This is a genomic window from Methylocella tundrae, from assembly GCF_901905185.1.
Classification (GTDB): Bacteria; Pseudomonadota; Alphaproteobacteria; order Rhizobiales; family Beijerinckiaceae; genus Methylocapsa; species Methylocapsa tundrae.
The window spans coordinates 1-26,023 of record NZ_CABFMQ020000081.1 but is presented as its reverse complement, the minus strand read 5'-3'; the positions used below and the strand labels follow the sequence as shown (position 1 = coordinate 26,023).

The 26,023-nt window shown below is 61.8% G+C and carries 25 protein-coding genes and 2 pseudogenes; 17 read left to right on the top strand and 10 right to left on the bottom strand.

Annotated features, from left to right (window positions below):
• Positions 1-2 precede the first annotated feature (2 nt).
• The 7 genes from MPC4_RS10815 (at position 3) to MPC4_RS10785 (ending at position 5,401) form a co-directional block, all read left to right on the top strand.
• Entirely contained in the window at positions 3-488 is a 486-nt protein-coding gene (locus MPC4_RS10815) for a chemotaxis protein CheW (RefSeq protein ID WP_134489316.1), read from the top strand.
• Positions 485-1,396, top strand: a complete 912-nt coding sequence (locus MPC4_RS10810) for a CheR family methyltransferase (RefSeq protein ID WP_174512536.1) — start codon at positions 485-487, stop codon at positions 1,394-1,396. Before MPC4_RS10815 ends, MPC4_RS10810 begins: the two co-directional genes overlap by 4 nt.
• A complete protein-coding gene (locus MPC4_RS10805) occupies positions 1,393-2,430 on the top strand; it encodes a protein-glutamate methylesterase/protein-glutamine glutaminase (protein ID WP_174512535.1) in 1,038 nt (345 codons plus the stop codon). The genes MPC4_RS10810 and MPC4_RS10805 overlap by 4 nt, the downstream gene beginning before the upstream one ends.
• Before the next feature lie 14 nt (positions 2,431-2,444).
• Positions 2,445-2,834 (top strand): response regulator, encoded by a 390-nt coding sequence (locus MPC4_RS10800; RefSeq protein WP_134489310.1) that lies wholly within the window; start codon positions 2,445-2,447, stop codon positions 2,832-2,834.
• On the top strand, positions 2,831-3,406 hold the full coding sequence (locus tag MPC4_RS10795; protein ID WP_174512534.1) for a chemotaxis protein CheD: 576 nt from the start codon (positions 2,831-2,833) through the stop codon (positions 3,404-3,406). Before MPC4_RS10800 ends, MPC4_RS10795 begins: the two co-directional genes overlap by 4 nt.
• 56 nt (positions 3,407-3,462) lie before the next feature.
• The gene (locus tag MPC4_RS10790) at positions 3,463-3,846 is read left to right on the top strand and encodes a hypothetical protein (protein WP_174512533.1); all 384 of its coding nucleotides are present in this window, start codon (positions 3,463-3,465) and stop codon (positions 3,844-3,846) included.
• Positions 3,847-4,222: 376 nt separating this feature from the next.
• A complete protein-coding gene (locus tag MPC4_RS10785; protein ID WP_244628957.1) occupies positions 4,223-5,401 on the top strand; it encodes an MFS transporter in 1,179 nt (392 codons plus the stop codon).
• A 20-nt stretch (positions 5,402-5,421) separates the two neighbouring features.
• On the opposite strand, the gene MPC4_RS10780 is transcribed toward MPC4_RS10785, so the two are convergent.
• The 5 genes from MPC4_RS10780 to MPC4_RS10760 all read right to left on the bottom strand — a co-directional run bounded on the left by MPC4_RS10780 (position 5,422) and on the right by MPC4_RS10760 (position 10,124).
• Positions 5,422-5,901, bottom strand: a complete 480-nt coding sequence (locus MPC4_RS10780; protein WP_174512532.1) for a molybdenum cofactor biosynthesis protein MoaE — start codon at positions 5,899-5,901, stop codon at positions 5,422-5,424.
• A 1-nt stretch (position 5,902) separates the two neighbouring features.
• Positions 5,903-6,154, bottom strand: a complete 252-nt coding sequence (moaD, locus tag MPC4_RS10775) for a molybdopterin converting factor subunit 1 (RefSeq protein ID WP_174512531.1) — start codon at positions 6,152-6,154, stop codon at positions 5,903-5,905.
• 24 nt (positions 6,155-6,178) lie between these two features.
• Positions 6,179-6,775, bottom strand: a complete 597-nt coding sequence (gene pgsA / locus MPC4_RS10770) for a CDP-diacylglycerol--glycerol-3-phosphate 3-phosphatidyltransferase (protein WP_174512530.1) — start codon at positions 6,773-6,775, stop codon at positions 6,179-6,181.
• Between the two features lie 93 nt (positions 6,776-6,868).
• Entirely contained in the window at positions 6,869-8,947 is a 2,079-nt protein-coding gene (gene uvrC, locus MPC4_RS10765; protein WP_174512529.1) for an excinuclease ABC subunit UvrC, read from the bottom strand.
• 109 nt (positions 8,948-9,056) lie between these two features.
• The gene (locus MPC4_RS10760) at positions 9,057-10,124 is read right to left on the bottom strand and encodes a PA0069 family radical SAM protein (RefSeq protein ID WP_244628960.1); all 1,068 of its coding nucleotides are present in this window, start codon (positions 10,122-10,124) and stop codon (positions 9,057-9,059) included.
• A 1,299-nt stretch (positions 10,125-11,423) separates the two neighbouring features.
• Between MPC4_RS10760 and MPC4_RS10755 the strand changes: the two genes are divergently transcribed.
• Positions 11,424-11,588 (top strand): hypothetical protein, encoded by a 165-nt coding sequence (locus MPC4_RS10755; RefSeq protein WP_174512527.1) that lies wholly within the window; start codon positions 11,424-11,426, stop codon positions 11,586-11,588.
• A 400-nt stretch (positions 11,589-11,988) separates the two neighbouring features.
• Here the strand turns inward: MPC4_RS10755 and MPC4_RS10750 are convergent, their stop codons facing one another.
• Positions 11,989-12,372: a transposase gene (locus tag MPC4_RS10750; RefSeq protein WP_174512526.1), complete on the bottom strand. Its 384-nt coding sequence runs from the start codon at positions 12,370-12,372 to the stop codon at positions 11,989-11,991.
• A 287-nt stretch (positions 12,373-12,659) separates the two neighbouring features.
• On the opposite strand from MPC4_RS10750, the gene MPC4_RS10745 reads away from it, so the two are divergent.
• The 7 genes from MPC4_RS10745 (at position 12,660) to MPC4_RS10715 (ending at position 20,165) form a co-directional block, all read left to right on the top strand.
• The gene (locus tag MPC4_RS10745) at positions 12,660-13,913 is read left to right on the top strand and encodes an urea ABC transporter substrate-binding protein (protein ID WP_174512525.1); all 1,254 of its coding nucleotides are present in this window, start codon (positions 12,660-12,662) and stop codon (positions 13,911-13,913) included.
• Between the two features lie 56 nt (positions 13,914-13,969).
• Positions 13,970-15,532 carry an urea ABC transporter permease subunit UrtB gene (gene urtB / locus MPC4_RS10740; protein WP_244628956.1) on the top strand — a complete coding sequence of 521 codons (1,563 nt, stop codon included), beginning with the start codon at positions 13,970-13,972 and terminating at the stop codon, positions 15,530-15,532.
• Complete coding sequence (gene urtC, locus MPC4_RS10735) at positions 15,529-16,623, top strand: urea ABC transporter permease subunit UrtC (protein ID WP_134489288.1); 1,095 nt, start codon at positions 15,529-15,531, stop codon at positions 16,621-16,623. Before urtB ends, urtC begins: the two co-directional genes overlap by 4 nt.
• Entirely contained in the window at positions 16,623-17,351 is a 729-nt protein-coding gene (gene urtD, locus MPC4_RS10730; RefSeq protein WP_174512523.1) for an urea ABC transporter ATP-binding protein UrtD, read from the top strand. Before urtC ends, urtD begins: the two co-directional genes overlap by 1 nt.
• Positions 17,348-18,046 (top strand): urea ABC transporter ATP-binding subunit UrtE, encoded by a 699-nt coding sequence (urtE, locus tag MPC4_RS10725; protein ID WP_174512522.1) that lies wholly within the window; start codon positions 17,348-17,350, stop codon positions 18,044-18,046. Before urtD ends, urtE begins: the two co-directional genes overlap by 4 nt.
• 32 nt (positions 18,047-18,078) lie before the next feature.
• Entirely contained in the window at positions 18,079-19,017 is a 939-nt protein-coding gene (locus MPC4_RS10720) for an acetamidase/formamidase family protein (RefSeq protein ID WP_174512521.1), read from the top strand.
• A 149-nt stretch (positions 19,018-19,166) separates the two neighbouring features.
• Complete coding sequence (locus MPC4_RS10715) at positions 19,167-20,165, top strand: formamidase (protein WP_174512520.1); 999 nt, start codon at positions 19,167-19,169, stop codon at positions 20,163-20,165.
• A gap of 4 nt (positions 20,166-20,169) precedes the next feature.
• Here the strand turns inward: MPC4_RS10715 and MPC4_RS10710 are convergent.
• Positions 20,170-20,353, bottom strand: a pseudogene (locus tag MPC4_RS10710) (IS3 family transposase); the annotation flags it as partial.
• 239 nt (positions 20,354-20,592) lie between these two features.
• Between MPC4_RS10710 and urtA the strand changes: the two are divergent.
• Both urtA and MPC4_RS10700 read left to right on the top strand, forming a co-directional pair.
• On the top strand, positions 20,593-21,786 hold the full coding sequence (gene urtA / locus MPC4_RS10705; protein ID WP_174512568.1) for an urea ABC transporter substrate-binding protein: 1,194 nt from the start codon (positions 20,593-20,595) through the stop codon (positions 21,784-21,786).
• Positions 21,787-22,096: 310 nt separating this feature from the next.
• A complete protein-coding gene (locus MPC4_RS10700; RefSeq protein WP_244628955.1) occupies positions 22,097-23,605 on the top strand; it encodes an amidase in 1,509 nt (502 codons plus the stop codon).
• A gap of 104 nt (positions 23,606-23,709) precedes the next feature.
• Here MPC4_RS10700 and MPC4_RS21230 read toward each other — a convergent pair.
• From MPC4_RS21230 to MPC4_RS10690, 3 genes and pseudogenes are all read right to left on the bottom strand, one after another.
• Positions 23,710-24,231 (bottom strand): annotated as a pseudogene (locus tag MPC4_RS21230) (transposase); the annotation flags it as partial.
• Between the two features lie 295 nt (positions 24,232-24,526).
• A complete protein-coding gene (locus MPC4_RS10695; RefSeq protein WP_244628954.1) occupies positions 24,527-25,327 on the bottom strand; it encodes an ABC transporter ATP-binding protein in 801 nt (266 codons plus the stop codon).
• The coding region (locus MPC4_RS10690) for a FecCD family ABC transporter permease (RefSeq protein ID WP_174512518.1) at positions 25,324-26,023 on the bottom strand (700 nt) is incomplete at its 5' end. The genes MPC4_RS10690 and MPC4_RS10695, both read right to left, overlap by 4 nt.

The window sequence follows — 26,023 nt, the reverse complement described above, 5'->3', positions numbered from 1 at the left end:
CCATGACTGATTCCAAAACGAACGATGGTCGCCGCAGGGCCGACGCGGGGCGTCCGCGCGAACTCATCGCGTTCCGCATTGGCGCGCAGGAGTTTTGCGTCGACATCATGTCGGTGCGCGAGATTCGCGGCTGGACCCCCGCGACGGCTCTGCCGCAGGCGCCGAGCTTTGTGCGCGGCGTTGTAAACCTTCGCGGCGCGGTGCTGCCGATCGTCGATCTTGCGGCGCGGCTTGGCTTTGCTCCCGCCGAACCGACCGCTCGCCATGTCATCATTGTCGCGCAGATCGAACAACAGGTCGTGGGACTTCTGGTCGATGCGGTGTCCGATATTCTGACCGTCACAGACGACCTCTTGCAGCCGACGCCGGATGTCGCGTCCGACATGGCGAAAACATTCGTTCGCGGCGTGCTCGCCATTGATCGGCGCATGATCAGCCTAATTTCCCTCGATCATGTATTGCCGCCGGCGGAGCGGGAGGCCGCATGAGCGGGGCGCAATTTGCTTCCTCTCCGATAAGCAAAGGCGCGGGTCTCGGGCCAGGCGAATTCGTGCTCTCGCGGGAGGACTTCCGTCAGATCGCCGCTATGTTGCACGAGGACGCCGGCATCCACCTGCCGGAGTCAAAATCAGCGCTCGTCTATTCGCGCCTCGCCAAGCGGCTGCGCGCGCTGGGCCTTGCGAGCTTTCGCGAATATTGCGCTCTCGTCGCCGGCGCCGATGGTCTTGACGAGCGTCAGAAAATGCTCGCCGCGCTGACCACCAATGTCACCAAATTCTTTCGCGAGCCGCATCATTTTGCGCATCTCGAACAAGTCGTGCTGCCGCCGCTGCTCGACGCCGCGCGCCGGGGCGGACGCGTGCGTTTGTGGTCGGCCGCCTGCTCCAACGGGCAAGAGCCCTATTCCATGGCGATGGTCATTTTATCCATGATGCCGGACGCGGCCCGTTACGACGTCAGGGTGCTCGCGAGTGATATCGACGTCAATATGCTCGCCGAAGGCAAACGCGGCGTCTACGCCGAGAGCTTCGCCGACGCCGTGCCCGCGAAGCTGCGCCAGCGCTGGTTGGTCCCCGCCAGCGAGGGCGCCCACGGCGACAAGGCGCGATGCGTAAGCGTCGCCGACGAGGTGCGGGAACTTGTCGCTTTCCGCGAGCTCAATTTGTTCGGCGCGTGGCCGATGAAGGGGCTGTTCCAGGCGATCTTCTGCCGCAACGTCGCGATCTATTTCGAGGAGGATATGCAGATGCAGCTCTGGAGTCGCTTCACGCCCATGTTGTCGCCGGGCGGCCGGCTTTATATCGGCCATTCCGAACGTCTGATCGGGCCGGCTGCGGCCGCCTTCGAAAGCGAAGGCGTTACCGGCTACCGCCTGAAGCAGGGCGCTCGCGCATGAAGCCCGTCCGCGTTCTCATCGTCGATGATTCAGCAACCGTGCGCGGTCTGATCCGCGTCCTCATCAGCCGGGATCCGAATATCGAGGTTATAGGCGAAGCGGCCGACCCGCATGAGGCGAGATCCGCGATCAAGGAGATGAACCCCGACGTCATCACGCTCGACGTCGAGATGCCGAAAATGAACGGCCTTGAATTTCTCGACAAGCTCATGCGTTTGCGGCCGACGCCGGTCATCATGGTCTCAAGCCTCACCAGCAAGGGCGCCGACGCGGCGATCGCGGCGCTTGAGATGGGCGCCTTCGATTGCGTCGCCAAGCCCGGTTCGGGAGAGCAGGAGCAATTTGGCGAGACCTTGCTCGCCAAGATCAAGGCGGCGGCCGGATGGCGCATGCGCGGCGCGCCACATCGCATCGGCGATCTGGCCCGCGCGCCGGTCCAGGCTCAGCGGCCCTACCGCAGCGATGGGCGGATCGTGGCGATCGGCGCATCGACCGGCGGCGTTGAAGCCCTCATCGCGGTTCTATCGCATTTCCCGGAGAATGGTCCGCCGACCGTCATCACCCAACACATGCCGGGCGCCTTCACCAAGACTTTTGCGGGGCGTCTCAATCGCCTTTGCAAGCCGGCGGTATCGGAAGCTTTCGACGGGGCGCCGCTGGAAGCCGGGCATGTCTATCTGGCGCCGGGAGGCGCCGCGCATCTGCGGGTCGAAGGCGTCTCTCCGCCGCGCTGCCGCCTCTGGAAAGGCGAGCCCGTCAATGGCCATCGACCCTCGGTCGATGTGCTGTTCCAGTCGGTCGCCAAGGCCGCCGGACCGCGCGCCCTTGGCGTCATTCTGACGGGCATGGGCCGCGACGGGGCCGAAGGCTTGCTGCTGATGCGCCAGGCTGGCGCTTCGACGCTCGGACAGAATGAATCATCCTGCCTCATATATGGGATGCCAAAGGTCGCCTTTGAGATCGGCGCAACCCAGAAGCAGGCGCCGCTGAATATGATGGCTTCAGAAATTTTGCGCGCCACCTGCGCCGTGTAAGAAGGAGAATTCCTATGCCGTTCGCAGCAGCCTTGCGAGTGTTAATCGTCGACGATCAGCTGACCAGCCGTTTGCTGATTCGCGGCGGCCTGCAGGAACTCGGCGTATCCGACATTGAAATGGCCGCCGATGGCGAGCAGGGGTTCAAGAGCATGATGGCGAAGCCAGCCCATCTCGTGATCTCGGATTTCAACATGCCGAAGATGGACGGGATCGCGTTCCTGCGCGCCGTGCGTTCCTATGAACCAACGCGCAGATCCGCCTTCATCCTGCTCACCGGGCGCGGAGACAAGGAGCTGATCGAGCGCGCTCAAAAATGCGGCGTCAACAACGTCATCGCCAAACCCTTCACCATTCCTGTTCTGAAAGCCCAGATCGAAGCCGTCGTGGGAAAGTTGAAATGACGATAAGCGCGGGCGATCGGTTTGGCGGCCAGAATGAAAGCATCGAGCAGCGCGTTCATATCATTCAGGGGGAATATAACGTCAGCGACGATCCCTGTGTTGTGTTGACGACGCTGCTTGGCTCCTGCGTCGCCGCCTGTCTTCGCGATCCTGTCGCCGGAGTTGGCGGCATGAATCATTTTCTGTTGCCTGGCCAGGAAGCCGATGAGGGCGTACGCCGTCGCGACGGGGAAACCTACGGCGTGCATCTGATGGAGCTTTTGGTCAATGGGCTGCTGCGTCGCGGCGCGCGGCGCGATCGTATCGAGGGAAAGCTCTTTGGCGGCGCGCGGACGATGGACGGCCTCGCCGATGTCGGCGCGCGCAATGCGAGCTTTGCCGAGCGTTTTCTGAAATATGAAGGCATTCGGCTCGCTGGCGGAAGTCTGCGCGGGGATCAGGGGCGGCGCATCCAGTTCTGGCCGGTGTCGGGCCGCGCGCGCCAGGTTTTTCTGTCGGCGAGCCAGACCCCGCGGCCACAGACGATCGCCGCGCCAAAGCCCGCGAACGCCGGTGGCGTCGAGTTCTTCTGAATACGCGTTTATTGCAAGCGCCGGAGGCCTCGGCTCGATGGCGGCGGACCACTGATATGACAGCACATAGCAAACCGGACGCCGGATCGTTGCACGCGCCAATGGCCGACGTGCTCGACAGAGTAGCCTACGAGCTTTCGCAGCTTTCAGGGAGCCTCAGCCACGTCGAAACTCTCGTCGGGCCGCTCATTCTCAAGGCGGCGCGCCGCGACGCTCAGCTTGTCCGTCAGATCCAGGATCTCGACCATATCCGTCAGAAAATGCAGGCCCTCGCCGACTTTCTGGCGGCCTTGGCGCTTGGCGCGCCGGATCAATGCCGCGTCGATGCGATCGCGGCCGCGCGGCTTATCAACCTCGCGGATCTTGCCGCGCGCTTGACTTTCTCCGATGCGGACAAAGCGGCGCGTCAGGGCGAATGGGGCGATTGCGAGCTTTTCTGATCCCCTCTATTATATGAGCAACGTCATCCAGCTTGCTGCGTTTTGTCGCATGGGTCGCGCTCGCGCCGCCTGCATTGTTCTCGGCGCCTCGAGGGAACTTTGGCGCCGCTTCGTGCGAAGCGCAAACGCGGTTTAGTCCTCACGCGTTCGTGCGTGACCCAAGCCTACACGGCGGTTGCGAACGCAATGAAGCTGGAGTTAAAGCATGACGCCTGAAAGGCGCATGCTTTTTGGCCTAAACCTCAGCTAAAAACATGATGATCATGATCTGTTCCCATGACTTGGTCGTCATGGGCTTGACCATCATATTCCAAAGCCGCCGCATGGATCGGCGTTCCGCCGGCATTGCGAACAACCTCGACCGAAGAAGGCTATTTTGACACCGCGCCTCACTTTCATTCTGGCGGCGGCATGCGGACTGATAGTCGCGAATCTTTATTATGCGCAACCGGTGGCGGGAGTCATCGGCGCGGAACTCGCAATGACGCCCGCGGCCGTCGGCCTTCTCGTCACATTTTCGCAAGTCGGTTACGGCCTCGGACTGATCCTTGTGGTTCCGCTTGGCGATATTCTGGAAAACCGCCGGCTCATCGCTTCATGTCTTGCGGTTTCGGTCATCGCCTTGCTCGGGATGGTCATCGCGCCATCGGCCGGCGCCGTCCTCGCGGCGGCCCTGCTGATCGGCCTCACTTGCGTCGCGGCGCAAATCATCGTGCCTTTCGCCGCGCATCTTGCGTCGGACGATACGCGCGGCCGCGTCGTTGGCGACATCATGAGTGGCTTGCTGCTCGGCATCATGCTCGCCCGGCCGGCGTCGAGCTTTTTGACTCATTGGCTGGGATGGAGATCTGTATTTCTCGTCTCGGCCTGTCTGATGGCGGCGCTTTCGCTGGCTCTCCTGCGCGCCTTGCCGCGCTGGCGCCCAAAAGCCGTCCTGAACTACTTTGGCATATTGAGATCGCTTGCAACGCTGGTGCGCAAAACGCCGGTTCTGCGCCGCCGCATCTCGTACCACGCGCCGTTATTCGCGGCGTTCAGCCTGTTCTGGACGGCCGCCCCCTTGCTTCTGGCGGGTCCGAAATTCGGCCTTTCGCAGCAGGGCATCGCCTTGTTCGCTCTGTTTGGCGCAGGCGGAGCGATCATTGCGCCGTTCGCCGGCCGCGCGGCCGACCGGGGCGACACTCAAATCATGACCGGCGTCTCCATCGCCTCCGTCGCGATCGCTTTCGGCATTGCCTGGATCGCGGGAGAGATGGCGTCGATCGCGCTTCTCGCGGCCGCCGCGATCGTGCTCGACATGGGCGTGTCCGCCCATCTCGTATTGAGCCAGCGCGCCATTTTTTCTCTTGGCGACCAGGCCCGAAGCCGTCTCAACGGGATTTTCATCGCCGCCTTTTTTATGGGCGGCGCAATCGGCTCGGCGGTCTCGAGCCTCGCCTTCGCCAAAGGCGGCTGGCCTCTGGCGAGTTTGACGGGCATCGCTTTCGCACTGGTGTCCTTCGCCTGTTACCTGACCGAGCCGCATTTGTTCCGGCGCCGCAAGATCAAGTATTAAAAGGCCGAACCGGCTCCGCTTCACGTCCGCCATTTTTCGGCGGCAAGATCATCTTCCGCCCTTGCTGCGACCCATCCGGCGCCGGCGCCGTCACGGGCCAGTATCTGCTTTTTCCAGAATGGAGCTTTCGCCTTCAGAAAATCCATCAGGAACGAGGCGGCGGCAAAAGCCTCGCCGCGGTGTTTAGCGGCAGTGACGACGAGAACGATCGGCTCGCCCGGCGAAATGCGGCCGTAACGATGCACGATGATGAGCCCTTCGAGCGGCCAGCGCGCGAGAGCTTCACGGGCGACGCGCCCGATCTCCTCTTCCGCCATGCCGGGATAATGTTCGATTTCAAGTGCGGCGAGAACGCCGCCCTCGTCTCGGCAGAGGCCGCTGAAGGTGACGACGGCGCCAATATCGGTTCGCCCCTGCGTCAGCCTTTCGCTTTCGCGCGCCGTGTCGAACGGCGCCGACTCGACCCGAACGATAGGCTGCGGCGGCGTCTTTGGCTCCATTCTAGCCCCCGGTCATGGGCGGGAAGAAAGCGATCTCGCTGGCGTTTCCGATCGGGGCGTCATGGCGCGCATGTGTGCGGTCCAGCGCCGTGCGGATCGCTTTCATATTCTCGAATGCGAGGTCGTAGCCCTCGCCCCGGTCGCGAAGCCAGATCATGAGGTCACTGATCGTCGAGACGCCGGGGGGTGGAGAAAGCTCCTCCTCGGCGACGCCGATGCGTTCGCGCACCCAGGCGAAATAGAGAGCTTTCATCAGAGGTTTCCTTCGGCGCCCCGGTCAATCTTCGGTGATCTGCTTGATTCCGGCCCTGAGATAGTCCCATCCGGTATAAAGCGTCAGCAGCGCTGAAGCCCAGAACAAAGCGAGCCCCATTTCGGTCGTCTTTGGCAAAATCTGATCGCCGGCGGGGCCCGCGATCAGAAATCCCAGCGCCACGAGTTGGAGTGTGGTCTTCCATTTGGCGATCCGGCTGACCGGGATCGACACTTTCAGTTCGGCCAGAAACTCGCGCAATCCCGACACGAGGATTTCCCGGCACAAAATGACGATCGCCGCGGCGAGCGAATAGCTGGATATGGTGTGGTCCGCGACGAGCATCATCAGCACGGCGGAGACGAGAAGCTTATCCGCGATGGGGTCGAGCATCCGGCCGAGCGCCGATTGCTGGGAAAGGACCCTCGCGAGATAGCCGTCGAGAAAATCGGTGATCGCGGCGGCGATGAATAATCCAAGCGCGACCCATCGCATCAGCGCGATCTCGGACCAGAACAGACAGCCGACAACCACCGGCACCGCGGCAACCCGGCCGTACGTCAGCAGATTTGGCACACTCCAGGTCCGGCCCGAACCTCTCGAAATTGTCGTCATCGCCATGGTTTGAGGGAACATCCTCTGAAAGATCACGTCAATAGGCTGGTGATGCGCAAGCGAGCGCCGGCCTCCCCGTGAACGCGCTTCTTGCCCGATCTATCCGCCGCCGTCGTGGAAAAAATTATAAACGAGTCTGGCCGTCGCCGCATTAATCCCCGCGACTTTCTCAAGATCCGACAGCCCCGCCCTTGAAATCGCCTTCGCAGTGCCGAAGGCATGCAGCAAAGCGCGCTTTCGCGCGGGGCCGACGCCGGCGATCTCATCAAGAGGGCTTTTGGTGAACTCCTTCTTGCGCCGCGCGCGATGCGTTCCGATCGCAAAACGATGGGCTTCATCGCGCAGGCGCTGCACGAAATAGAGCGCGGGATCCCGCGGGGACAGCCTGAAAGGGGGCTTTCCGGCGACGAAGAAGGTTTCACGGCCGGCGTTGCGATCAACGCCTTTGGCGATCGCCGCTATAGCGACGCGCTCGACCGAGAGTTCGGCGAGGATGTTCCTTGCCGCGTCAAATTGCCCTTGGCCGCCGTCGATCAGAATAAGGTCGGGCTTTTGCGGAAACGTTTCTTCCTCCTCCTCGTCCTCGCCGGAATCCGCTCCGGGCCGCGCTTCATCAGGGGCGTTCTCGCTGTGTTCGGCGGCCTGTTCCCTGGCGAGCCTCGTGAAGCGCCGCTTCAGCACTTCGCGCATCATGCCATAGTCATCGCCCGGCGTCAGATCCTCGCCCCGGATGTTGAATGTGCGATAGTGGGCTTTCATGAAACCGCCGGCGCCCGCGACCACCATTGCGCCGACGGCGTTGGTCCCCATGATATGGGAATTATCGTAAATCTCAACACGGCGCAGCTTGCAGGCAAGCCCAAAAGATTCGGCGAGCGCCGCCAGCAGTTTCTCCTGCGATGTCGTTTCGGCCAGTTTGCGGCTCAGCGCCTCGCGCGCGTTCTGCTCCGCATGGTCGACGAGTTCTCTCTTTTCCCCGCGCTGTGGCCGGGCAATTTCGATGCGATGGCCCGCTTTCGCGGACAGCGCGTCGGCGAGGACGGCGCAGTCCTCGATCTCATGCGATATCAGAATCAGCCGCGGCGCGGGTCTGTCAGCGTAGAATTGCGCGAGGAACGCGTCGAGCACTTCCGCGGACGTCAGGCTCTTGTCTGCGCGTGGGAAATAGGCGCGATTGCCCCAATTCTGAAAGGTGCGGAAGAAAAAGGCCTCGATGCAGAATTGCCCAGCCTGCTCGACAACAGCGAAGACGTCCGCCTCCTCGACGGTCTTGGGGTTGACGCCCTGGGCGCCCTGAATTGTAGAGAGGGCGGCGATGCGATCGCGCAAGCGCGCGGCGCGTTCGAATTCCATCACGTCCGAAGCATCCGCCATTTCTTTGGCGAGCAGGTCACGCACGGCGCGACTTTTGCCGGAGAGAAAATCGCGCGCCTCCGAGACAAGGGCGCAATAGTCCTGATGGCTGATTTCGCCGGTGCAAGGGGCGGAGCAGCGCTTGATCTGATACAGAAGGCAAGGGCGCGTGCGATTTTCGTAGAAGCTGTCGGAGCATGAGCGTAGCAAAAAGGCGCGCTCGAGCGCGTTCATGGTGCGGTTCACCGCCCATACGCTGGCGAACGGCCCGAAATAGTCGCCTTTCTGAAGGCGCGCGCCGCGATGCTTCGTAATCTGCGGCGCCGGATGATCGCCAGTCAGAAGAATGTAGGGGAATGATTTGTCGTCGCGCATCAGGACGTTGAAGCGCGGCTTCATCTGTTTGATATAATTGGTTTCAAGCAGCAGCGCTTCAGTCTCGGTTTCGGTCGAGACGAACACCATCGACGCGGTCAGCGCGATCATTCTGGCGATGCGGTTGTTGTGGCCGAAGGGCCGCACATAGCTTGCGATGCGCCTACGCACGCTTTTTGCTTTGCCGACATAGAGAACTTCGCCGTCGGCGGCGATCATGCGATAGACGCCAGGGCCGAGCGGCGCATGGCGCCAAAAACTGCGGATCACTGAAGCGCCTTGCCGCACAGAGGCGGGCGCCGCATCCGCCTCGGCGAGATCAAGATCGGGAAAATCCCCCATGATCGACGCGTCTTCAGCTTCCGGAAAATCAACGGGCTCGGCCGAAGCCGGGAGGTCGGCGCGCGTCGAAGAGGAAGCGGCGTGGAACTTCTTTTCAGTGGGAGCCATGACCGCAGATTTAAGCGATCGGCGCCGGCATGAAAAGGCTTGCCCGGCCAAGCAGGACGCGTTCCAGCGGGGCCTTTGCCGATTCTGCCTTTCGCTGCTCCGTGGTCAATTACAGTAATTGCAGCTGCTCTCCTTGTCTTGCCGGCCGCAAGAACAGATCGCTGCGCAGCGGCATGCGGCTTTTTGCGAGTCCGAGCCTTGCCGCCGCGGCCTCGAAGCGGCGTCCGACCATCCAGGCGTAGGGGCCGGCGCCGCTCATGCGTTTGCCGAATGTCGCATCGTATAATTTGCCGCCCCGAACCGAACGCACGAGAGACAGCACATGCCTTAGCTTGTCAGGGTAATGCGCCATCAGCCATTCAGCGAAGAGATCGCGCACCTCAAGCGGCAAGCGAAGCATCACATAACCGGCCTCGCGCGCGCCCATCGCATGCGCCCTCGTAAGAATTGCTTCAATCTCGGCGTCGTTGATGGCCGGGATGATCGGCGCGACCATAACCACAGTTGGGACGCCGGCCTCCGATAATCGTCTCATGGCGTCGAGCCGGCGTTCGGGCGAACCGGCGCGCGGCTCCATCTTGCGGGCGAGCCCCGGATCGAGAGTCGTAATGGATAGCGCGACTTTGACGAGACCCTTCGCCGCCATCGGGACGAGGAGATCAAGGTCTCGCAGCACCAGGGCGGATTTGGTTACGATGCCAACAGGATGATTCGCCCTGGACAGGACGCCAAGCACGTCGCGCATGATTTTCTCGGTGCGCTCGATCGGCTGATAGGGGTCGGTATTGGACCCGATGGCGATCGTTTTTGGCTGATATCCCGGAGCGGACAACTCGCGTTCCAGAAGCGCCGCCGCGTTAACTTTTGAAACCAGCCTTGTCTCGAAATCCAGCCCCGGCGAAAGTCCGAGATAGGCGTGGGTCGGCCGCGCGAAACAATAGACGCAGCCGTGTTCGCAGCCGCGATAGGGATTAATTGAACGGTCGAACGAAATATCAGGCGACTCATTACGTGTAATGATCGTCTTTGCGCGCTCGGGCGTCACTACCGTTCTTAACGGATTGACGTCTTCAGGCAGGTCCCAACCGTCATTTTCCGCGACCCGGACCTCGCTCTCAAATCGTCCGCTGGCATTGGTCAAAGAGCCGCGGCCCCGCCGCGCCGGATGGACCGGCATCGCCTCAGCGGCGGTGTCGAGGCTCCGCGAGGCCCTGGGCTTGGCGAGGGGGCCTCGGATGCGGTGCGTTGTCACTAAGGTCCCGGCTGGTGTCATCAAACTGGCGCCTTGCAACGGAAAAAGAACTTGTCTAGAACATAATAAGAACGTTGCCGCGCGAGTCAATGGTTCCTGTGGATAAGTTCCGGCAACGGACCAATGGCGGGTGTGCCGGTTTTACTTGCTGCAGCGATTTGATGAAATGTTTAATGATAAAAGAGAATGATTATCAGCCATAAAATTTAAGCATAATGGGGAATCACGTCGGACTTGACTTGAATTTGACGCGAATTCGAATATGTTTCGAGTATGTATTGAGCATTAAGGCAGTGGAATGTTTGGCTGATAGAAAGCGAGACTTGTGCTGGTAATCCGCCAGCAAATCGCGCGCGCAAGTTGTGGTTGTGTTTCTTATTCTCAGAGATGAGAAATATCCGTTTTAGACGTCGTATTGCGTGAAATAGTTGAGAAGATAAATTGTTTATTCCGGAGGCCCGCAAAAGGCGATCCAAGTCCGCCGCGTCAGCGCCAATTTATGCTTTGACCGCCGGACTGTGGGCGCATGTAAACGATTTTTCGGAAACTGGATGATTGCATAAATGAATTTTAATCAAATTCGAGAAAAGTTGCGCGGCCGGTTACTTGGATTCGCGCCAATTGAGTGAAGTCGCTCGGAGCAAGGTCCGCATCAGCGGTTTGTCTGCGCGCGCCTGATGATTTTTGGGGCCTTTGAGTCCACGCGAATGCTTGGGCCAAGGTTTTGATCGTAGGCTGTCTGTTGAACTTGAGCCAATAAAAACGTGAAGAAGAGATAAAGAGATGAATAAATTTAGAGCTTCGGTCCTGTGCGCCTTTGTCGGCTTCGCCTTACCTGCGGTTGCGGGCAACATTTCGTCTGACGCCGCGTCGCAAAACGATGTGACCGGCGCGATCAGGAACGACGCGCGCGCTTCGGGTGGCGCGCCGTCAATCGATTCGAGCCGTCCGAGCGAGACTTTCTCTTATACCAAGCCTTCGATGTCTTATGACGAGGCGTATCGAAATTGGCGCAATTGCGCGGCCGCGCATCAAGGCGTCGGAAATCCGCCGCCTCAATGTGAAGAACTGCGTGAGGCCCTGCGTCAGGCTATCGGCGCCCGGCCGCGAAGCGAAGCGAGAAGATAACGCCGAAGCGAGCGAAAACGGGACTGCGGCGCGCAGCGATGGCGCGCTGCAGCCGTTTGCGGCCTATTTGCCATTGTCGAGGATTTCCGCCGATTATTGGCGACGGCGTTCTGGCGACCAACCCATGCGAACACGTTCAGCATGGGGCGTCTGCAGCTTGAGGAGCTTTGCAGCATCCTCTTGAAGCCGGCGAATGGAAACGTCAATGACGCCTTGATCCGGCTGGCTGACGCCGATCCCGCGAAGTCGGGTTGGGCGTAATAGGGCCACGTTCATGCGCCGCGCCCTATTGCTGCGGTGGATGTTGCGCCGAAACCTGTGGCCGAGCTGAACAACGGCCCCGGGAGTTCATCGCGATTGCGACGGCGGAGAGTTGGGCCGCTTCCCACATTTTCATTGAGACGACGCTTGGCGGCCGGTCCGCTTCGTCCAGGAGAGCTTCGAGATCCCGCCGCGATTATTCGGCTAAGGTTACGATGCCGCTAGCTGGCGAACACCACAAGTCTTTGGCTTGCCGTTGCGGTCCAGCCTTCGAGGTCGGCCTCCATTTTTGTTGACGCGGCCAGCAACCCATCCATATCGCCAGGCGATGAGCGATATCGCTCTTGGCGTCTCGGTCCACACTGCGCTCATAAGTCGCTCTCGCAACTATGTCCGGCCCTCACCGCTGGCCGCGCACGAATGCGAAACGGCCGAGCGACGCTCCGCGCATTTGTTCCGAGCGAGCCGCGGCGGGACCGTTGAGCCGTGCCCCTTGCTCAGACTGTCCGGCGCTCCTCGGGGCGCCGGAGGCTGGCGTCTTTGATAGTCCATCGAGCCGGGCGGAGAGATTGCTGACGAGATTTCGTAACCGCATATTTTCGAGCTGGAGCTCTTTCATTTCATGGACCGCCGGCAGCGTCAGCCCGCCGTAGCGTTTGCGCCATCTGTAAAACGTGCGTCGCGTAATTCGCGCGGCGCTGCAAATTTCGGCAATCGACAGTCCGGCTCCGACCTCCTGGAGGAGGTGCAGAATTTCACCTTCGGTATGCTGCGATTGCCGCATTGTCATCGTCCCCAGCGTCGGTTGGACCCTTTGTCAGCGGCCGTGATGGTAGCGCTGCTGGGCTTTCGCCGAAACTGAATTTTGACGCGCAAAGAGCGTCAAGAGCGCGCGCGACGGCTCTGAAATAGCTCCGGCGCACGGCGCGCCGAAATGTCAAAAGTGACATAATATATTGAAAAATCGAGCATTTGCTGCCCTTTTGAGCAGCGTTGAACACTATTTGAAGTTGCGTCGCTGTGACGCTCTGACGAAAACTACGCCCGCTTCTGCAATAAAGGGTGTGGTCCATGAGCAGGTTTTCACGGCGTTCGTTCCTTCAGGCGACCGGTCTTGCCACTGCGGCCCTCGCCACGCCGATAGGCATGCCCGCGATCATCCGCTCCGCGCGCGCGGCAAGCGGCCCCGTCAAACTCGGCTGTTTGTTTTCCTCCTCCGGCACCATGGCCAATATCGAGGGGCGGCTGAACTATGTCGTCCGCATGGCCGCCGACGAGATCAACGCCAAAGGCGGCGTGAACGGCCGAACGATCGAGGTCGCAGTATCCGATCCGGCTTCCGACTGGCCCCTCTACGCGCAGATCGGCAAGCAGATGCTGGAGCAGGAGAAGGTCGCGGCGCTCTTTGGTTGTTGGACGTCGGTGTCGCGCAAATCGGTGTTGCCGGTCGTCGAGCAGGCGGATGGGCTGCTGTTCTATCCGCTTCATTTCGAAGGCGAGGAGAATTCCAAGAACGTCGTCTACGTGAATTCGCCGCCGGCGAGTTCCGTCCTGCCTGCCGTCGATTATTTGATGGGCGACGATGGCGTGAGCGCCAAGCGCTTCTTCATGCTGGGTTCCGATTACGTTTGGCCCCGCACCATCAACAAGCTGCTCAAAGGCTACTGGAAGTCCAAGGGCATTCCAGAAACCGCCCTGAAGGAAGAGTATGTCCCGCTCGGATTTTCCAACTTCCAGACTCTTGTCAATCAGATCCGGGCCTTCGCGGACCAGGGCGGCGGCAAGCCGATTGTCGTCCTGACGGTGGTTGGCTCGTCCATCCCGGATTTTCTGCGTGAGTTCGCCAACCAGGGCATCAGGGCGACCGACATTCCGGTGCTGGGGCTCGATATGGTGGAAGCCGACCTCGAAGGACTCAACACGGAGCCGCTCGTCGGCCATCTCAACTGCTGGGCATACCTTCAGAACGCCAAAGGCGCCGCCAACAAGGCCTTTCTCAAGCAATGGGCCGATTATGTGAAAACCAAAGGCGTGCCCTTCAAAGGCAATGTGGCGATTGACCCGATGGTGTCCGCTTATGATTCCGTGCATCTCTGGGCGATGGCCGCCGCCAAGGCCGGCTCCTTCGACGTGCCAGAAGTGCGCAAGGCCTTCGCGGGGCTCAGCTTTGATTGTCCGTCCGGCTATAAGATCGCGATGACGGCCGAAAACAATTACGTGTCGCGCGGCGTCTTCATCGGCTCCGTGAACGAGCAACAGGGGTTTGACGTGCTCTGGCAGTCTAAAAACACCCCCAAGCCTGTCCCGTTCGGCCTCCAGGGATAGCGATGCCGCGTCGTTTGTTGGTTGCCTTATGCCTTGCTGCGACGATGGCGACATCTTTGTCCCTTCACGCGGCGGATGCGGCGCGGCCCGCCCTGATCGCGGGACTTTGCGGGGAGGCCGCTACGCTTGGCGAGGCCGGGAGCGCCCTGGTTCGGTTGGCGGCGGATGGCTCGGACGACGATCGGAACTGGGCGGCGCCGATAGCCCGCGCCGTCCTCGATCATAAATTCGCCTGCGACGCGACCGGAGCCATTGTGACCGTCGGCGGCGCATCGCTCGACGCCCTGACGCGCGCGCCGCGGGAGCCGGGCGAGGATGCGCATGCGCCCGTGCTCAACCTGAAGAACAGGGCCGTATTCGAGACTGCCGAGGCGGCCCTCGCCCTGCGCGTCGCGCCCGACGCAACACGGCGGAGCGCGGCGCTGCAAAGGCTGGAGCGCAAGGCTGCGAGCTTGCCCGAAAGCCTTTTCGATGGAGCCGCGAAAGCCGAGACCGATCCTGCGCTGAAACAGCAGATTGTTGCGGTCGCGCAAGCGGCGGCTCTGAATTCGGTTGATCCGGCAAAGCGGATCGCGGCTCTCGCTCAGATCGCCGGAAACGCGAACGGCCGCGCCCTGACGCAGGTAGAGGCGCTGAAAAGCGATCCGGCCTACGCGGCGAATCCGGAGTTCAAACGCGCCGTCGACGCCGCGACCGCGAAAATCTCACGCGGCGTGGCGATCGGCAATGTGCTTGCAACCCTTTATAATGGCTTGAGCTTTGCCAGCATTCTGTTCATGGCGGCGATCGGCCTCGCCGTGATCTTCGGCCTGATGGGCGTGATCAATCTGGCTCAGGGCGAATTTATCATGATCGGCGCCTATGTGACCTGGCTGGTGCAGGAGGCATTACAGCGCCTCGCGCCCGGCCTCGTCGACTACTATCTCATCCTGGCCATTCCGGTTGCTTTTCTGGCGACCGCGGCAATTGGCGTTGCGATCGAGGCCGCGCTGCTTCGCCACCTCTACCGGCGCCCGCTCATGAGTCTTCTCGCCACCTGGGCCGTCAGCCTCTTCCTCGTCAATCTTGTCCGGGTGACCTTCGGCACGCAAAATCTGCAATTCGTGACCCCCTTCTATGTCACGGGCGGCGTCCCGGTTATCGGAGATTTCATCTTCACGTGGAACCGCATGTTCGCGATCGTCTTCGCGATTTTGACGCTGGCCTTGACCCTGGGGATCGTGCGCCTGACGCCGCTCGGGCTCAACATTCGCGCGGTCACGCAGAACCGGACCATGGCCGGTTGCATCGGCATTCCGGTGCGGCGGGTGGATATGCTGGCCTTTGGCCTCGGCTCGGGCCTGGCCGGCCTTGCGGGCCTCGCGCTGGCGCCGGTCTATAGCGTCAATCCTCTGATGGGGCAGAATTTCATCATCGACAGCTTTATGGTGGTCGTGCTTGGCGGCGTCGGCGCCATCGCCGGCACGGTCGTGGCCGCGCTCGGGATCGGACAGATCAATGTGCTGATCGAGCCGCTTTGGGGCGCCGTCGCCGCCAAGGTCATCGTGTTGTTGATGATCATCGGCTTCCTGCAATGGCGCCCTGAAGGTCTCTTCGCGATCAAGGGGCGCCGCAAATGAAACCCTGGACGTCGGATCGGCCGCTGCTCTTGCTGCTTGCGTTCATCGTGGCGGTTGCGATCCTGCTCGTCATCTCGGCTGTGAGCTCTGTCGGCGTTTCCGCCTACATGGCGAATGCGATCGGCCAACTCGCATCCTTCGCGGTGCTCGCCCTCTCGCTCGACCTCATCTGGGGCTATCTCGGCATATTGTCGCTCGGGCAAGGGCTGTTCTTTGGCGTCGGCGGCTACGCGGTCGCCATGTATCTTCTGAAACATTCGTTCGAGGTCACCGGCAAGACGCCCGACTTTATGCAGTTCATGGGTTGGAAGGAATTGCCGTTCTACTGGGCGGGCTTCGGGTTCTTCCCTTACGCGCTGCTTGCGGCGGCGGTCGTGACGTTGCTGATCGCCGGCGCGTTCGGCTATATGTCCTTCCGGTCTCGCGTTGGCGGCGTCTATTTCGCCATCATTACGCAGGCGCTCGTCTATGTCGCGATGCTGCTGATGTTCCGCAACGATACGGGCTTTGGCGGCAATAATGGAATGACTGGCTTTTCGGTCATTTTCGGCTGGCCGATTGGCGCAAATGGCGTCGTCATCGCGATGTCGATCGTCTCCGTGCTGGCGCTCGGAATGACGCTGCTCGGCTGCCGCATGTTGCTTGGCAGCCGTTTTGGCGCGCTCATGCTGGCGGCGCGCGACGATGAAGTCCGGCTGCGCACCCTTGGCTACGACACGCTTCGTCTCAAGCTGGCGGTGTGGTGTCTCGCCGCGCTCATCGCCGCTCTGGCCGGCATTCTATACGTGCCGCAGGTCGGCATCATCAATCCGCGCCTCCTCGCGCCGGACCTTTCTCTTGAAATCGCCGTATGGGTCGCGATAGGCGGGCGTGGGCATCTGATCGGCGCGGTAATCGGCGCGCTGCTTGTCAATGCGTTGAAATTCTGGCTTTCGACCGCGGCGCCGGAACTGTGGCCCTTCATCCTGTCGGCGCTCATCGTTCTGGTGGTGCTGGTCTTTCCGAACGGTCTCGTCGATCTTGCCAAGATGAGGCTCGTGCGCCCGATGGGACCGAAGCGGATGGCGGCCGGCGCGCGGGAACTGTTCTGATGTCCGGCGCCGCGCTTCTCATTGACGCCGTCACCGTGGAGTTCGGCAGCTTCCGCGCCATCGACGCGCTGTCGCTCGCCATCGATTACGGCGAGGTTCGCGCGATCATCGGTCCGAACGGCGCCGGCAAGACGACCCTGCTCGACGTCATCTCCGGCATCACGCGGCCGAAGCAAGGCGCGGTGCTGTTTGACGATTCAACCGACATCACGCGCGCGAGCGAGTCGGAGATTGCGCGAGCCGGCGTTCGGCGAAAATTCCAGAAGCCAAGCGTCTTCGAGGGGCTTAGCGTTCGCCAGCATATCGCCATCGGCGCGGAGGCCGGCTATCGCCGCACGCTCTCCGAAAGCCTCCTCGACGAACGCATAACGGAGATTCTCGAAGCCATCGGCCTTGCAAATGTGGCCCAGCGTTCCGCGTCCGAGCTCGCGCACGGGCAAAAGCAATGGCTCGAAATCGGCATGGTGCTGGCCTCAAATCCGAAAGTCCTGATGCTCGACGAACCGGTCGCCGGCCTCACCGATGAGGAAACCGAGCGCACGGCCACTCTCGTGCGCAGCTTGCGGCGTCCGGACCGCGCCATCGTGGTGGTCGAGCATGACATGGATTTCGTCGAGCGCATCTCCGATCGCGTCACCGTTCTGCATGAGGGGAAAACTCTGTTCGAAGGCTCCATGGCTAATGTGCGGGCGGATGAGCGCGTCGTCGAAGTCTATCTGGGGCGTTGAGCGTGCGATTTCGCGTTGAAAACCTCGATCAGCACTATGGCAGCGCACAGGTTCTGCGGCGCGTCGGGTTCGAGATCGAGCCGGGCGAGTGCCTTGCGGTGCTTGGCCGCAACGGGGCCGGCAAGACGACGCTGCTCAAATGTCTGATGGGCGTGCTGCCGACGACCCAGGGGCGAATTCTGGTCGACGACGCCGATATCACGCATTGGTCCACCCATCGGCGTTCGGCCCGCGGGATCGCCTATGTGCCGCAGGGACGTGAAATCTTTTCCGAACTGACCGTCGGGGAAAATGTCGAGGCGGCCGCCCGCGCGCATGGGACGTTCGGGACAGGTCTTATGGATGAAACCCTCGCCCTGTTCCCCGCGCTGAGGCAGATGTGGCGGCGCCCCGGCGGCGCGCTCTCCGGCGGACAACAGCAACAGCTTGCGATCGCCCGCGCGCTCATGACCAGGCCGTCGCTGCTGATCCTGGACGAGCCGACCGAGGGCATTCAGCCCAACATTGTGACGGCGATCAAGGATGTGCTCGGCGCCCTCAAAGGCAGGATCTCCCTGTTGCTCGTGGAGCAATATCTCGATTTTGCGATCAGCCTTGCCGACAGCATCGTGGTCCTGTCCCGCGGGACCGTGATCGAGGCCGGCCGCGCGGAGGCGATCAGCCGCGAACAACTCACGCGGCACATCGCCGTCTAACATCGAAAAACCTGAGAGTAACGGAGCCTTTTATGTCTCGACGCCACGAAATTCCCGCAACGCCCGAAAACATGGTGTGGGGCTATTTGGACAGCGCCACGAAGCCGGTGTTGGAAATCGCCTCGGGCGATGTGGTGACGCTTCATTCCTTCCCGGCCGGCGGCAAGGAATGCCTGCCGGAGGATCGGAGCCTTGTGCCGCCCGAGTACCTCGATGCGCTCGATACGCTTGTGCAGGGGCCGGGCCCCCATTTCATCACCGGGCCGGTCTACGTCAAAGGCGCCGAGCACGGAGACGTGCTTCAGGTCGACATTCTCGACGTCAAAGTGCGCCAGGACTGGGGCTTCGTATCGATCCTGCCTCTGCTCGGAACCTTGCCCGACGAATTCACTGATTATGAGACGATCCATCCGGTCGTCGATCATGCTCGCAACCTATGCGTCATGCCGTGGGGCGCGGAAATCCCGCTTGAGCCGTTCTTCGGCATCATCGCCACGGCGCCGCCGGCGGCCTGGGGCCGCTGCGGCTCGCCTGTGCCGCGCAGTTTTGGCGGCAACATGGACAACAAGGAGCTGCGTCCTGGGACCACACTCTACCTTCCTGTCTTCAACGAGGGCGCGTTGTTTTTTGCCGGCGACGGGCATGGCGTGCAGGGCGACGGCGAGGTTTGCATCACCGCGCTCGAGACCGGCGTCACCGGCAGTTTCCGCCTCACCGTCCGCAAGGACATGAAGCTCGCATGGCCTTTCGCGGAAAGCGCCACCCATCTGATGTCGATCGGCCTTGACGAGGATCTGGACGACGCCGCCAAACAGGCGGTGCGCGAGATGGTCAGCCATATTTGCGCCCGCACGAATCTGACCCGCAATCAGGCCTATATGCTTTGCTCGCTGGCGGGCAATCTGCGCGTGACGCAGCTTGTTGATGGCAACAAGGGCATCCACATGATGTTCCCGAAAGCCTATCTCTGAAACGTGGACGATGAAGTTCCAGCAGCGCGTCCGTGCAGGCATAACGCCCGCTGGCGCTCGACCGCGCAGAGCTTCGTTACTGCGCGGCGAGACGCCTTGACGCGTTCGCTCGGGACAAGAACATACGCATCCTTGCAGGAGATGATCTGATGAGCACCAGCGGATTGGGCGGTCTGAACAAGTCGCCTAACGGCATCGTCATTGGTCTCGTTCAGTTGCAGAATCCGAATGTGGCGACGACGAGCGAACTCGCTGCGCAGACGGCGAGGATCGTCGAGATGGTCGGCAAGGCGCGGCGCAATAACCCGGCGATGGATCTCGTCGTGTTCCCCGAATACTCGCTGCACGGCCTCTCAATGAGCATTGACGACGCCATCATGTGTGAGCTCGAAGGCCCCGAGGTCGCCGCTTTCAAATCGGCATGCGTCGAGCACCGGATCTGGGGCTGCTTCTCGATCATGGAGCGCAATCCGCGCGGCAATCCGTACAACAGCGGCCTCATCATCAACGACCATGGCGAGATCAAGCTCTACTATCGCAAACTTCACCCCTGGGTGCCGGTCGAGCCCTGGGAGCCTGGCGACATCGGCGTGCCGGTCTGCGTCGGTCCCAAGGGCGCCATGCTGTCGCTGATCATTTGTCACGACGGCATGTTTCCGGAAATGGCTCGCGAAGCGGCATACAAAGGCGCCGAGGTCATTATCCGTACGGCGGGCTACACCGCGCCGATCCGGCACGCGTGGAAAATCACCAATCAATCGAACGCGTTTCAAAATCTTGCGCAAACCGCGAGCGTCTGTCTGTGCGGCTCCGACGGCGCCTTCGACTCGATGGGCGAAGGCATGTTCTGCGACTTCGATGGCACAGTGATGATCGAAGGCAGTCATCGCCCCGACGAGATCATTACCTGCGAAATGCGGCCAGACCTCGTTCGCGAGGCGCGCGTCAACTGGGGCGTCGAGAACAATATCTATCAATTGGGGCATCGCGGCTACGTCGCGGTGAAGGGCGGCGCGCAGGACTGCCCATACACATTCATGCATGACATGGTGCGCGGCGAATATCGCTTGCCATGGGAAAAAGAGGTGCGCGTGACCGACGGCGCTTCCTGCGGATTTCCCGCGCCTGAGCGCGAATATGGGGCATAGGCGTCGCATCCGCCAGGAGCCGCTTCGGGCGCGCATTATCGTCCTTAAGTCTCTTCAGCCGCTTCGCCGCGGCGGCGTCCATAACGCTGTGCTTACGGCGCAGATCGGCCACCGGAACGCCGGCCTCGTGCTCCCTGCAATATGATGACGATCTGCTCTTCGCTGGATGCTTGCGCTTCACGCGTCAATGCCGCCCGAACGGTTATCGACGAAGGCCCGCGCCGAGTTTGGCGATGGTCGTCACTTAAAACACTCGGAGGTAATGGAGCGAGGCACGGAATGTGCTTGTGTTTCGAACGACGTCAAGCGCCCGCGATCGTTCTCGCGGCCCACGTAACCATATGTATCGAGGTCTATCTTGTCTGAGAAAAAGTCCGGGGCAAACAATGACCCGAAGTTCGCCCAGCGCCGTCAAATCCTGAAGGGCATGGCGGCGCTTCCAATGTTTGGCCTGCTTGCGCCGAAAGCCTTTGGCGCCGCGGAAGCCAGCGCCATCAACACCACCGGTCTGGCGGTCACTGATGATAGCGTCACGATCGGCATTCTGCATTCCTTGACCGGGACGATGGCGATTTCGGAAACCGGCGCGGTCGAGGCTGAGAAGCTCGCCGTCGCCGAGATCAACGCCAAAGGCGGCGTTCTTGGACGCCAGATCAAGCTCATCGTGGAAGATGGAGCGAGCGACTGGCCGACCTTCGCCGAGAAGGGAAGGAAGCTGCTCCAAAACGACAAATGCGCGATGGTCTGCGGCTGCTTTACCTCGGCGTCGCGCAAGGCGGTGCTGCCGGTCTTCGAGCAATATGACGGCCTGCTCTATTATCCGACGTTTTATGAGGGGCTCGAGCAATCGAAGAACGTCATCTACACGGGACAGGAGGCGACGCAGCAGGTTCTTTCCAGCTTGAACTGGCTGGACAAAACCAAGGGCGCGAAGAGCTATTATTTTATTGGCTCGGACTACATCTGGCCGCGCACCGTCAACAAGATCGCGCGTAAGCACATTGAGAACGTGCTGAAAAAGGAAATCGTCGGCGAGGATTATTTTCCACTCGGAAACACGCAGTTCAATTCGGTCATCAACAAAATCAAGCTGAAGAAGCCGGATGTGATCTATGTGACCGTGGTCGGCGGATCCAACGTCGCGCTGTTCAAGCAATTGAAGGCGGCCGGCGTCGACTTCAGCAAACAGACGCTGATGACGATCGCCGTGACGGAGGACGAAATCAAGGGCATCGGCGCCGAAAATATCACCGGCGCTTATTCATGCATGAAATACTTCCAGTCGATCGATACGCCCGCCAACAAGGCATTCGTCGCGGCCTACAAGAAAATGTGGGGACCGGACGCCGTGATCGGCGATCCGCAGCAGGCCGCCTACCTGATGCCATATCTGTGGAAACTGGCCGTCGAAAAGGCCAACAGCTTCGACGTGGATAAGGTGGTGGCGGCCTCGCCAGGGCTCGAATTCCCGGACGCGCCCGAAGGGCTGGTCCGCATTCACCCGAACCATCATTTGTGGTCGAAGGCCCGCGTCGCCAGGGCGCTGCCGGATGGACAGTTCGAGATCATTTACACGACGGATTTGATCGAGCCGAACCCGTTCCCCAAGGGCTATCAATAGCAGCTTTCGCGCTGCGGTCGGGGCTTAAGTCCTGGCCGTCGCCGTCCGCTGCGCGCCGAGGTGAAATCATCCTTGTGAGGTAGGATCTGGGGCCGTCCCAACGAGCGGCGGCGCCAGCGCGGAACGATCGCCCGGGTCCTCGGGAGCGCAATGCCGCCCTGATCTCACCATGCTTCGACGAGCTAGCGATGCTGGCTGTCATTTAGCGCCGAAATTTGGACGTCTTTCTCACATTCATCAACTGATTGGAGTCGCCGTGACATCAGATGCCTCAGCCCTTAAAAACGAATCCGCGATCGATCCCGTAGAAATGACCGTCGCCGATGTCCAGGCGGCTTTTTCGCACGGCAGCCTCACCTCGGAGGCTTTGACGCAGGCCTATCTCGACCGCATCGCGCTCTACAATCCGCGCTACGTCGCATTGATCACGATGAACCCTGACGCCTTGAGCGATGCGCGCGCCATCGACAGGCGCCGCGCGGCGGGCGAGAAGCTCGGGCCTCTCGCCGGCGTCCCCGTTGTGGTCAAGGATACGATGGACATGGCCGGCCTCCCGAGCACTGGCGGCTGGCGGCTGCTGAGTGAGCGGGCCGGTGGGATCGACCTCATCCCCGCGACGGATTCGCCGGTTGTGGCCCGGATGCGGGCGGCGGGCGCCATCATTCTTGGCAAGACAAACGTTCCGGTGTTGAGCGCGACCGGAAGCCACGCCAGCGACAGTTGGGCTGGCGTAACTCTCAACGCGGTTGATCCAGGCCGCCTGCCGGGCGGCAGCAGCGCCGGGACGGCGACCGCGGTGGCTGGCAGTCTCGCCGTCCTGGGCCTCGCCGAGGAAACAGGGGGCTCGATCCAAAATCCAGCCTCGGCTCAGGATCTCGTGGGGATCAAACCCACCTTCGCCCTCGTTCCGAATGCGGGCGTCATGCCGCTCGCGGGCAGCACGCGCGACGTCGTGGGGCCAATCGCCCGTTGCGTGCGCGACGCCGCCCTGACGCTCGACATTTTGGCAGGGTTCACCGCCGAAGACCCGAAGACGGTTGCCGGAATCGGGCAAAGGCCGAAGGGCGGCTATGCCGCTGGTCTCGATGCGAATTCATTGCAAGGCAAGCGCCTTGGGCTTTATGGCCCCGGCTGGCGCGATCGCCCGCTCTCGGCGGAAGCTGCTGCGCTCTATCAGCGGGCGATCGGCGAACTCGAACGTCGCGGCGCGACGCTGGTCTCGGATCCCTTCAAGGGAACCGGCTTCGCCGACATCGGCCGCCCCGCCAAAGGCACCGATCATTTCGATCCGACCGGCATGGAATCCATACCATACGATATGGACCGGTACCTAAAACGCATGGGACCAGATGTGGCGATCCCATCGTTCGAGGCCTTCGTTAAGGCTGTCGCGAGCGAAGATCCATTCGCGCCAACAGGCGTGCTGTTCTATATGAAGGATCAGCGGCAGCTCGCCGCGGGCCTTGCCGATCCTCTGGCGCCGCCGGACCTTTCCGATTTCATCGCGGCCAAGGAAGCGTATCTCTCCATCTTCAATGACGTCATGGCCCGTGAAAAGCTTGATGGCCTCGTGTTTCCGCAGATGCGCGACGAACTGCCGCCTCTCATTGGCCCCGAAACGCTGCACGAAACCTCGGTCTGCGAGATCAACATCGCCGGTCTGCCTGGCGTTACCGTTCCCGCCGGCTATTACGCCTCCGGGGCGCCCTTTGGTCTGATCTTTATCGGACCGATGTGGAGCGAGGCGAGGCTGCTGTCCTTCGCCTACGACTATGAAAGCGCCACGATGCATCGCAGGACGCCAACTCTCAGCCAATAGGGCAGGGGCGCGGCCTCTGGCCTGAGGGGCCGCGGATCCGGCGCTCACGTTCTTCGGCGGGGCCAGGCGCTCCGCCTTGCTCCCTACTGTTCCTTCGATCCCGGCGCGCGAACCTCCTTGCCGCTCGGCCGCCTGGCTGGGCGAAGAACGGCGCCGTCGAACACGACGATCGGCTGGAAACCGTATTCGTCGTAATGGCCGTTGGCAGGCGCAGTTGCTGGCCGCCGCGAACCGCGTCAAACGTGCCGTCAATGTCGAGCACGATCCGTTTCGAGACCTACCCGAAGGACTGGCAATACAGATCGACCATGGCGCGGCCCATGCGCAGCAAGGCGCGGGCGTTCCGCTGGCTTTCGAGGCGGGATATGGCCGACTGCGTACACAGTTCCCGATCGGAGAGCACCAGATCGAGCCCTATTTTGAACGGAGGTCGCTCCACAGGTACCCTGCATCGTTGCCGTCTTCATGCCCAGCCCCGATCGTCAGCAAGCGAAAGCAGCCGTTGCCCGACCTCGCGCGACACCAGAACGCCGCCGTCCGACGACAGCAGACCGCCGTCAAATTTGGCCACAACAGATTGCCGGAGACTGGGACAAGCCGGGCAGCGGCAGCATAGGATCGGTCATGGCGGATGTGGCTTCGCGGAAACGGCGCGGATTGAACTCGACAACCAAATCCTGCGCTGTCTCAAAAGCTTAAGCTATATCCGACAAACCGCCATGAACTCTCCGGGCTCGTTGAGCCAGATTAACGATTCTTCTTCTCTTTCCAGCTTCTCGAAAGCTCCGCGAACAAAAGCCCGCTACGGTCTCCAGGGCAGCGAACCCTCGACCGTTAGGAGGATAACGCGGCATGCCATCGCCAGAAGCGGACGGGACTCCGGCGGGCTGCAGTTCCGGTTGCGGCCTTCGCCGCCGGGTTCTATGTCGGCCGCTGGAGGCCGCCGGCCGCGACGAACAGGCCGGGAAGCGGCGACGCCGCGACTCTCACCCCGTAGAGATCGAAGATCGATTCCGGCGTCAGCGTTTCCGCCGGCCGGCCCTGCCGCAGAACGACGCCGTCCTTCAACAGGACAACGCGCGTCGCGGAGGCGAGCGCGTGGTCTGGGTGATGCGTCGTCATTAACACGCCATAGCCATCGGCGGCGAGCTGCTGCAGCTGCCGTAGCAGCTCGATCTGACGGCCGAAGTCGAGCGCTGCGGCCGGCTCGTCGAGCACTAGCACGGGCGCCCCCTGCGCAAGCGCGCGGGCGATCAGCACCATCTGCCGCTCGCCGCCTGAAAGCTCGGTGTAGCGCCGCCGCGCCAGATGGCCGACGCCGAGTCTCTCAAACGCCGCGGCGACGCAGGCGTGATCAGACGCGCCCGGCGCCCGGAACAGGCCGTTTTCGGCGAGGCGTCCGAGCATCACGACGTCGCGCGCCTCATAGGGAAACGGCGCGACATGAGCCTGTGGCACATAGGCAAGACGGCGCGCGATCTCCCGCCGCGTCAGTCCAGAGATCGCGCGGCCCTCAAGAAAAATCTCGCCGCTAGCGGGCGAGAGCAGGCCGAGCGCCAGCCGTAGCAAAGTGCTCTTGCCGGCGCCGTTGCCGCCGAGCAATGCGACGATCTCCGAGCGGCCGACGTCCAGGCTGAGGCCCTTGAGGACAGCGTGCCCGCGATAGGAAAAGGCGACGCCGCGCAATTGCAGAAACGGCGGCGTCATTGCCTCGACGCTCAAAGCCAGCTCTTGCGGGTGCGCGAAAGCAAGAGCAGGAAGGCCGGAATGCCAAGAAGCTCGGTCAGGATGCCGATCGGAATCTCGATGCGTCCGACCGAGCGCGAAACAGCGTCGGCGGCGAGCAGGAAGATCGCGCCCAAAGCGGCGCTCGCCGGCATCAGGCGACCATTCGACGGGCCGACGACGAGACGCGCCAGATGGGGGACGAGCAGGCCAATCCAGCCGATCATTCCGGCGGTCGAGACGGCGAGCGAGCAGATGAGCGTCGCCGCGGCGATGACGCCGTAGCGCAACAGACCGACCGGAACGCCCAGCGTCCTGGCTTCGTCATCCCCCATTGAGAGCGCGTCGAGACCTCGCCCGCAGGCGGTCAGCACGGCGAGGCCAAGCGCCATCGGCGGCGCGACGAGGGCGAGCTGCGCCAGATCGGCCGAGGCGAGGCTCCCCATCAGCCAGTAGATGATCGCCGGCAGCTGATTATACGGGTCGGCCACAAATTTGACGATCGTCAGTAGCGCCGTGAACAGGGCGCCGCTGATCAATCCGCCGAGAACCAACATGATCGTTGACGCCGGGCCGGCCAGATTGGCGATGCCGACGCCGAGCGCGGCCGCCGCGAGGCCGCCGGCGAATCCGGCGATCTGGAGGGTCAGCCAGTCGCCGCCAAGCAACAGACCCGCCACCCTGTCTCTTATA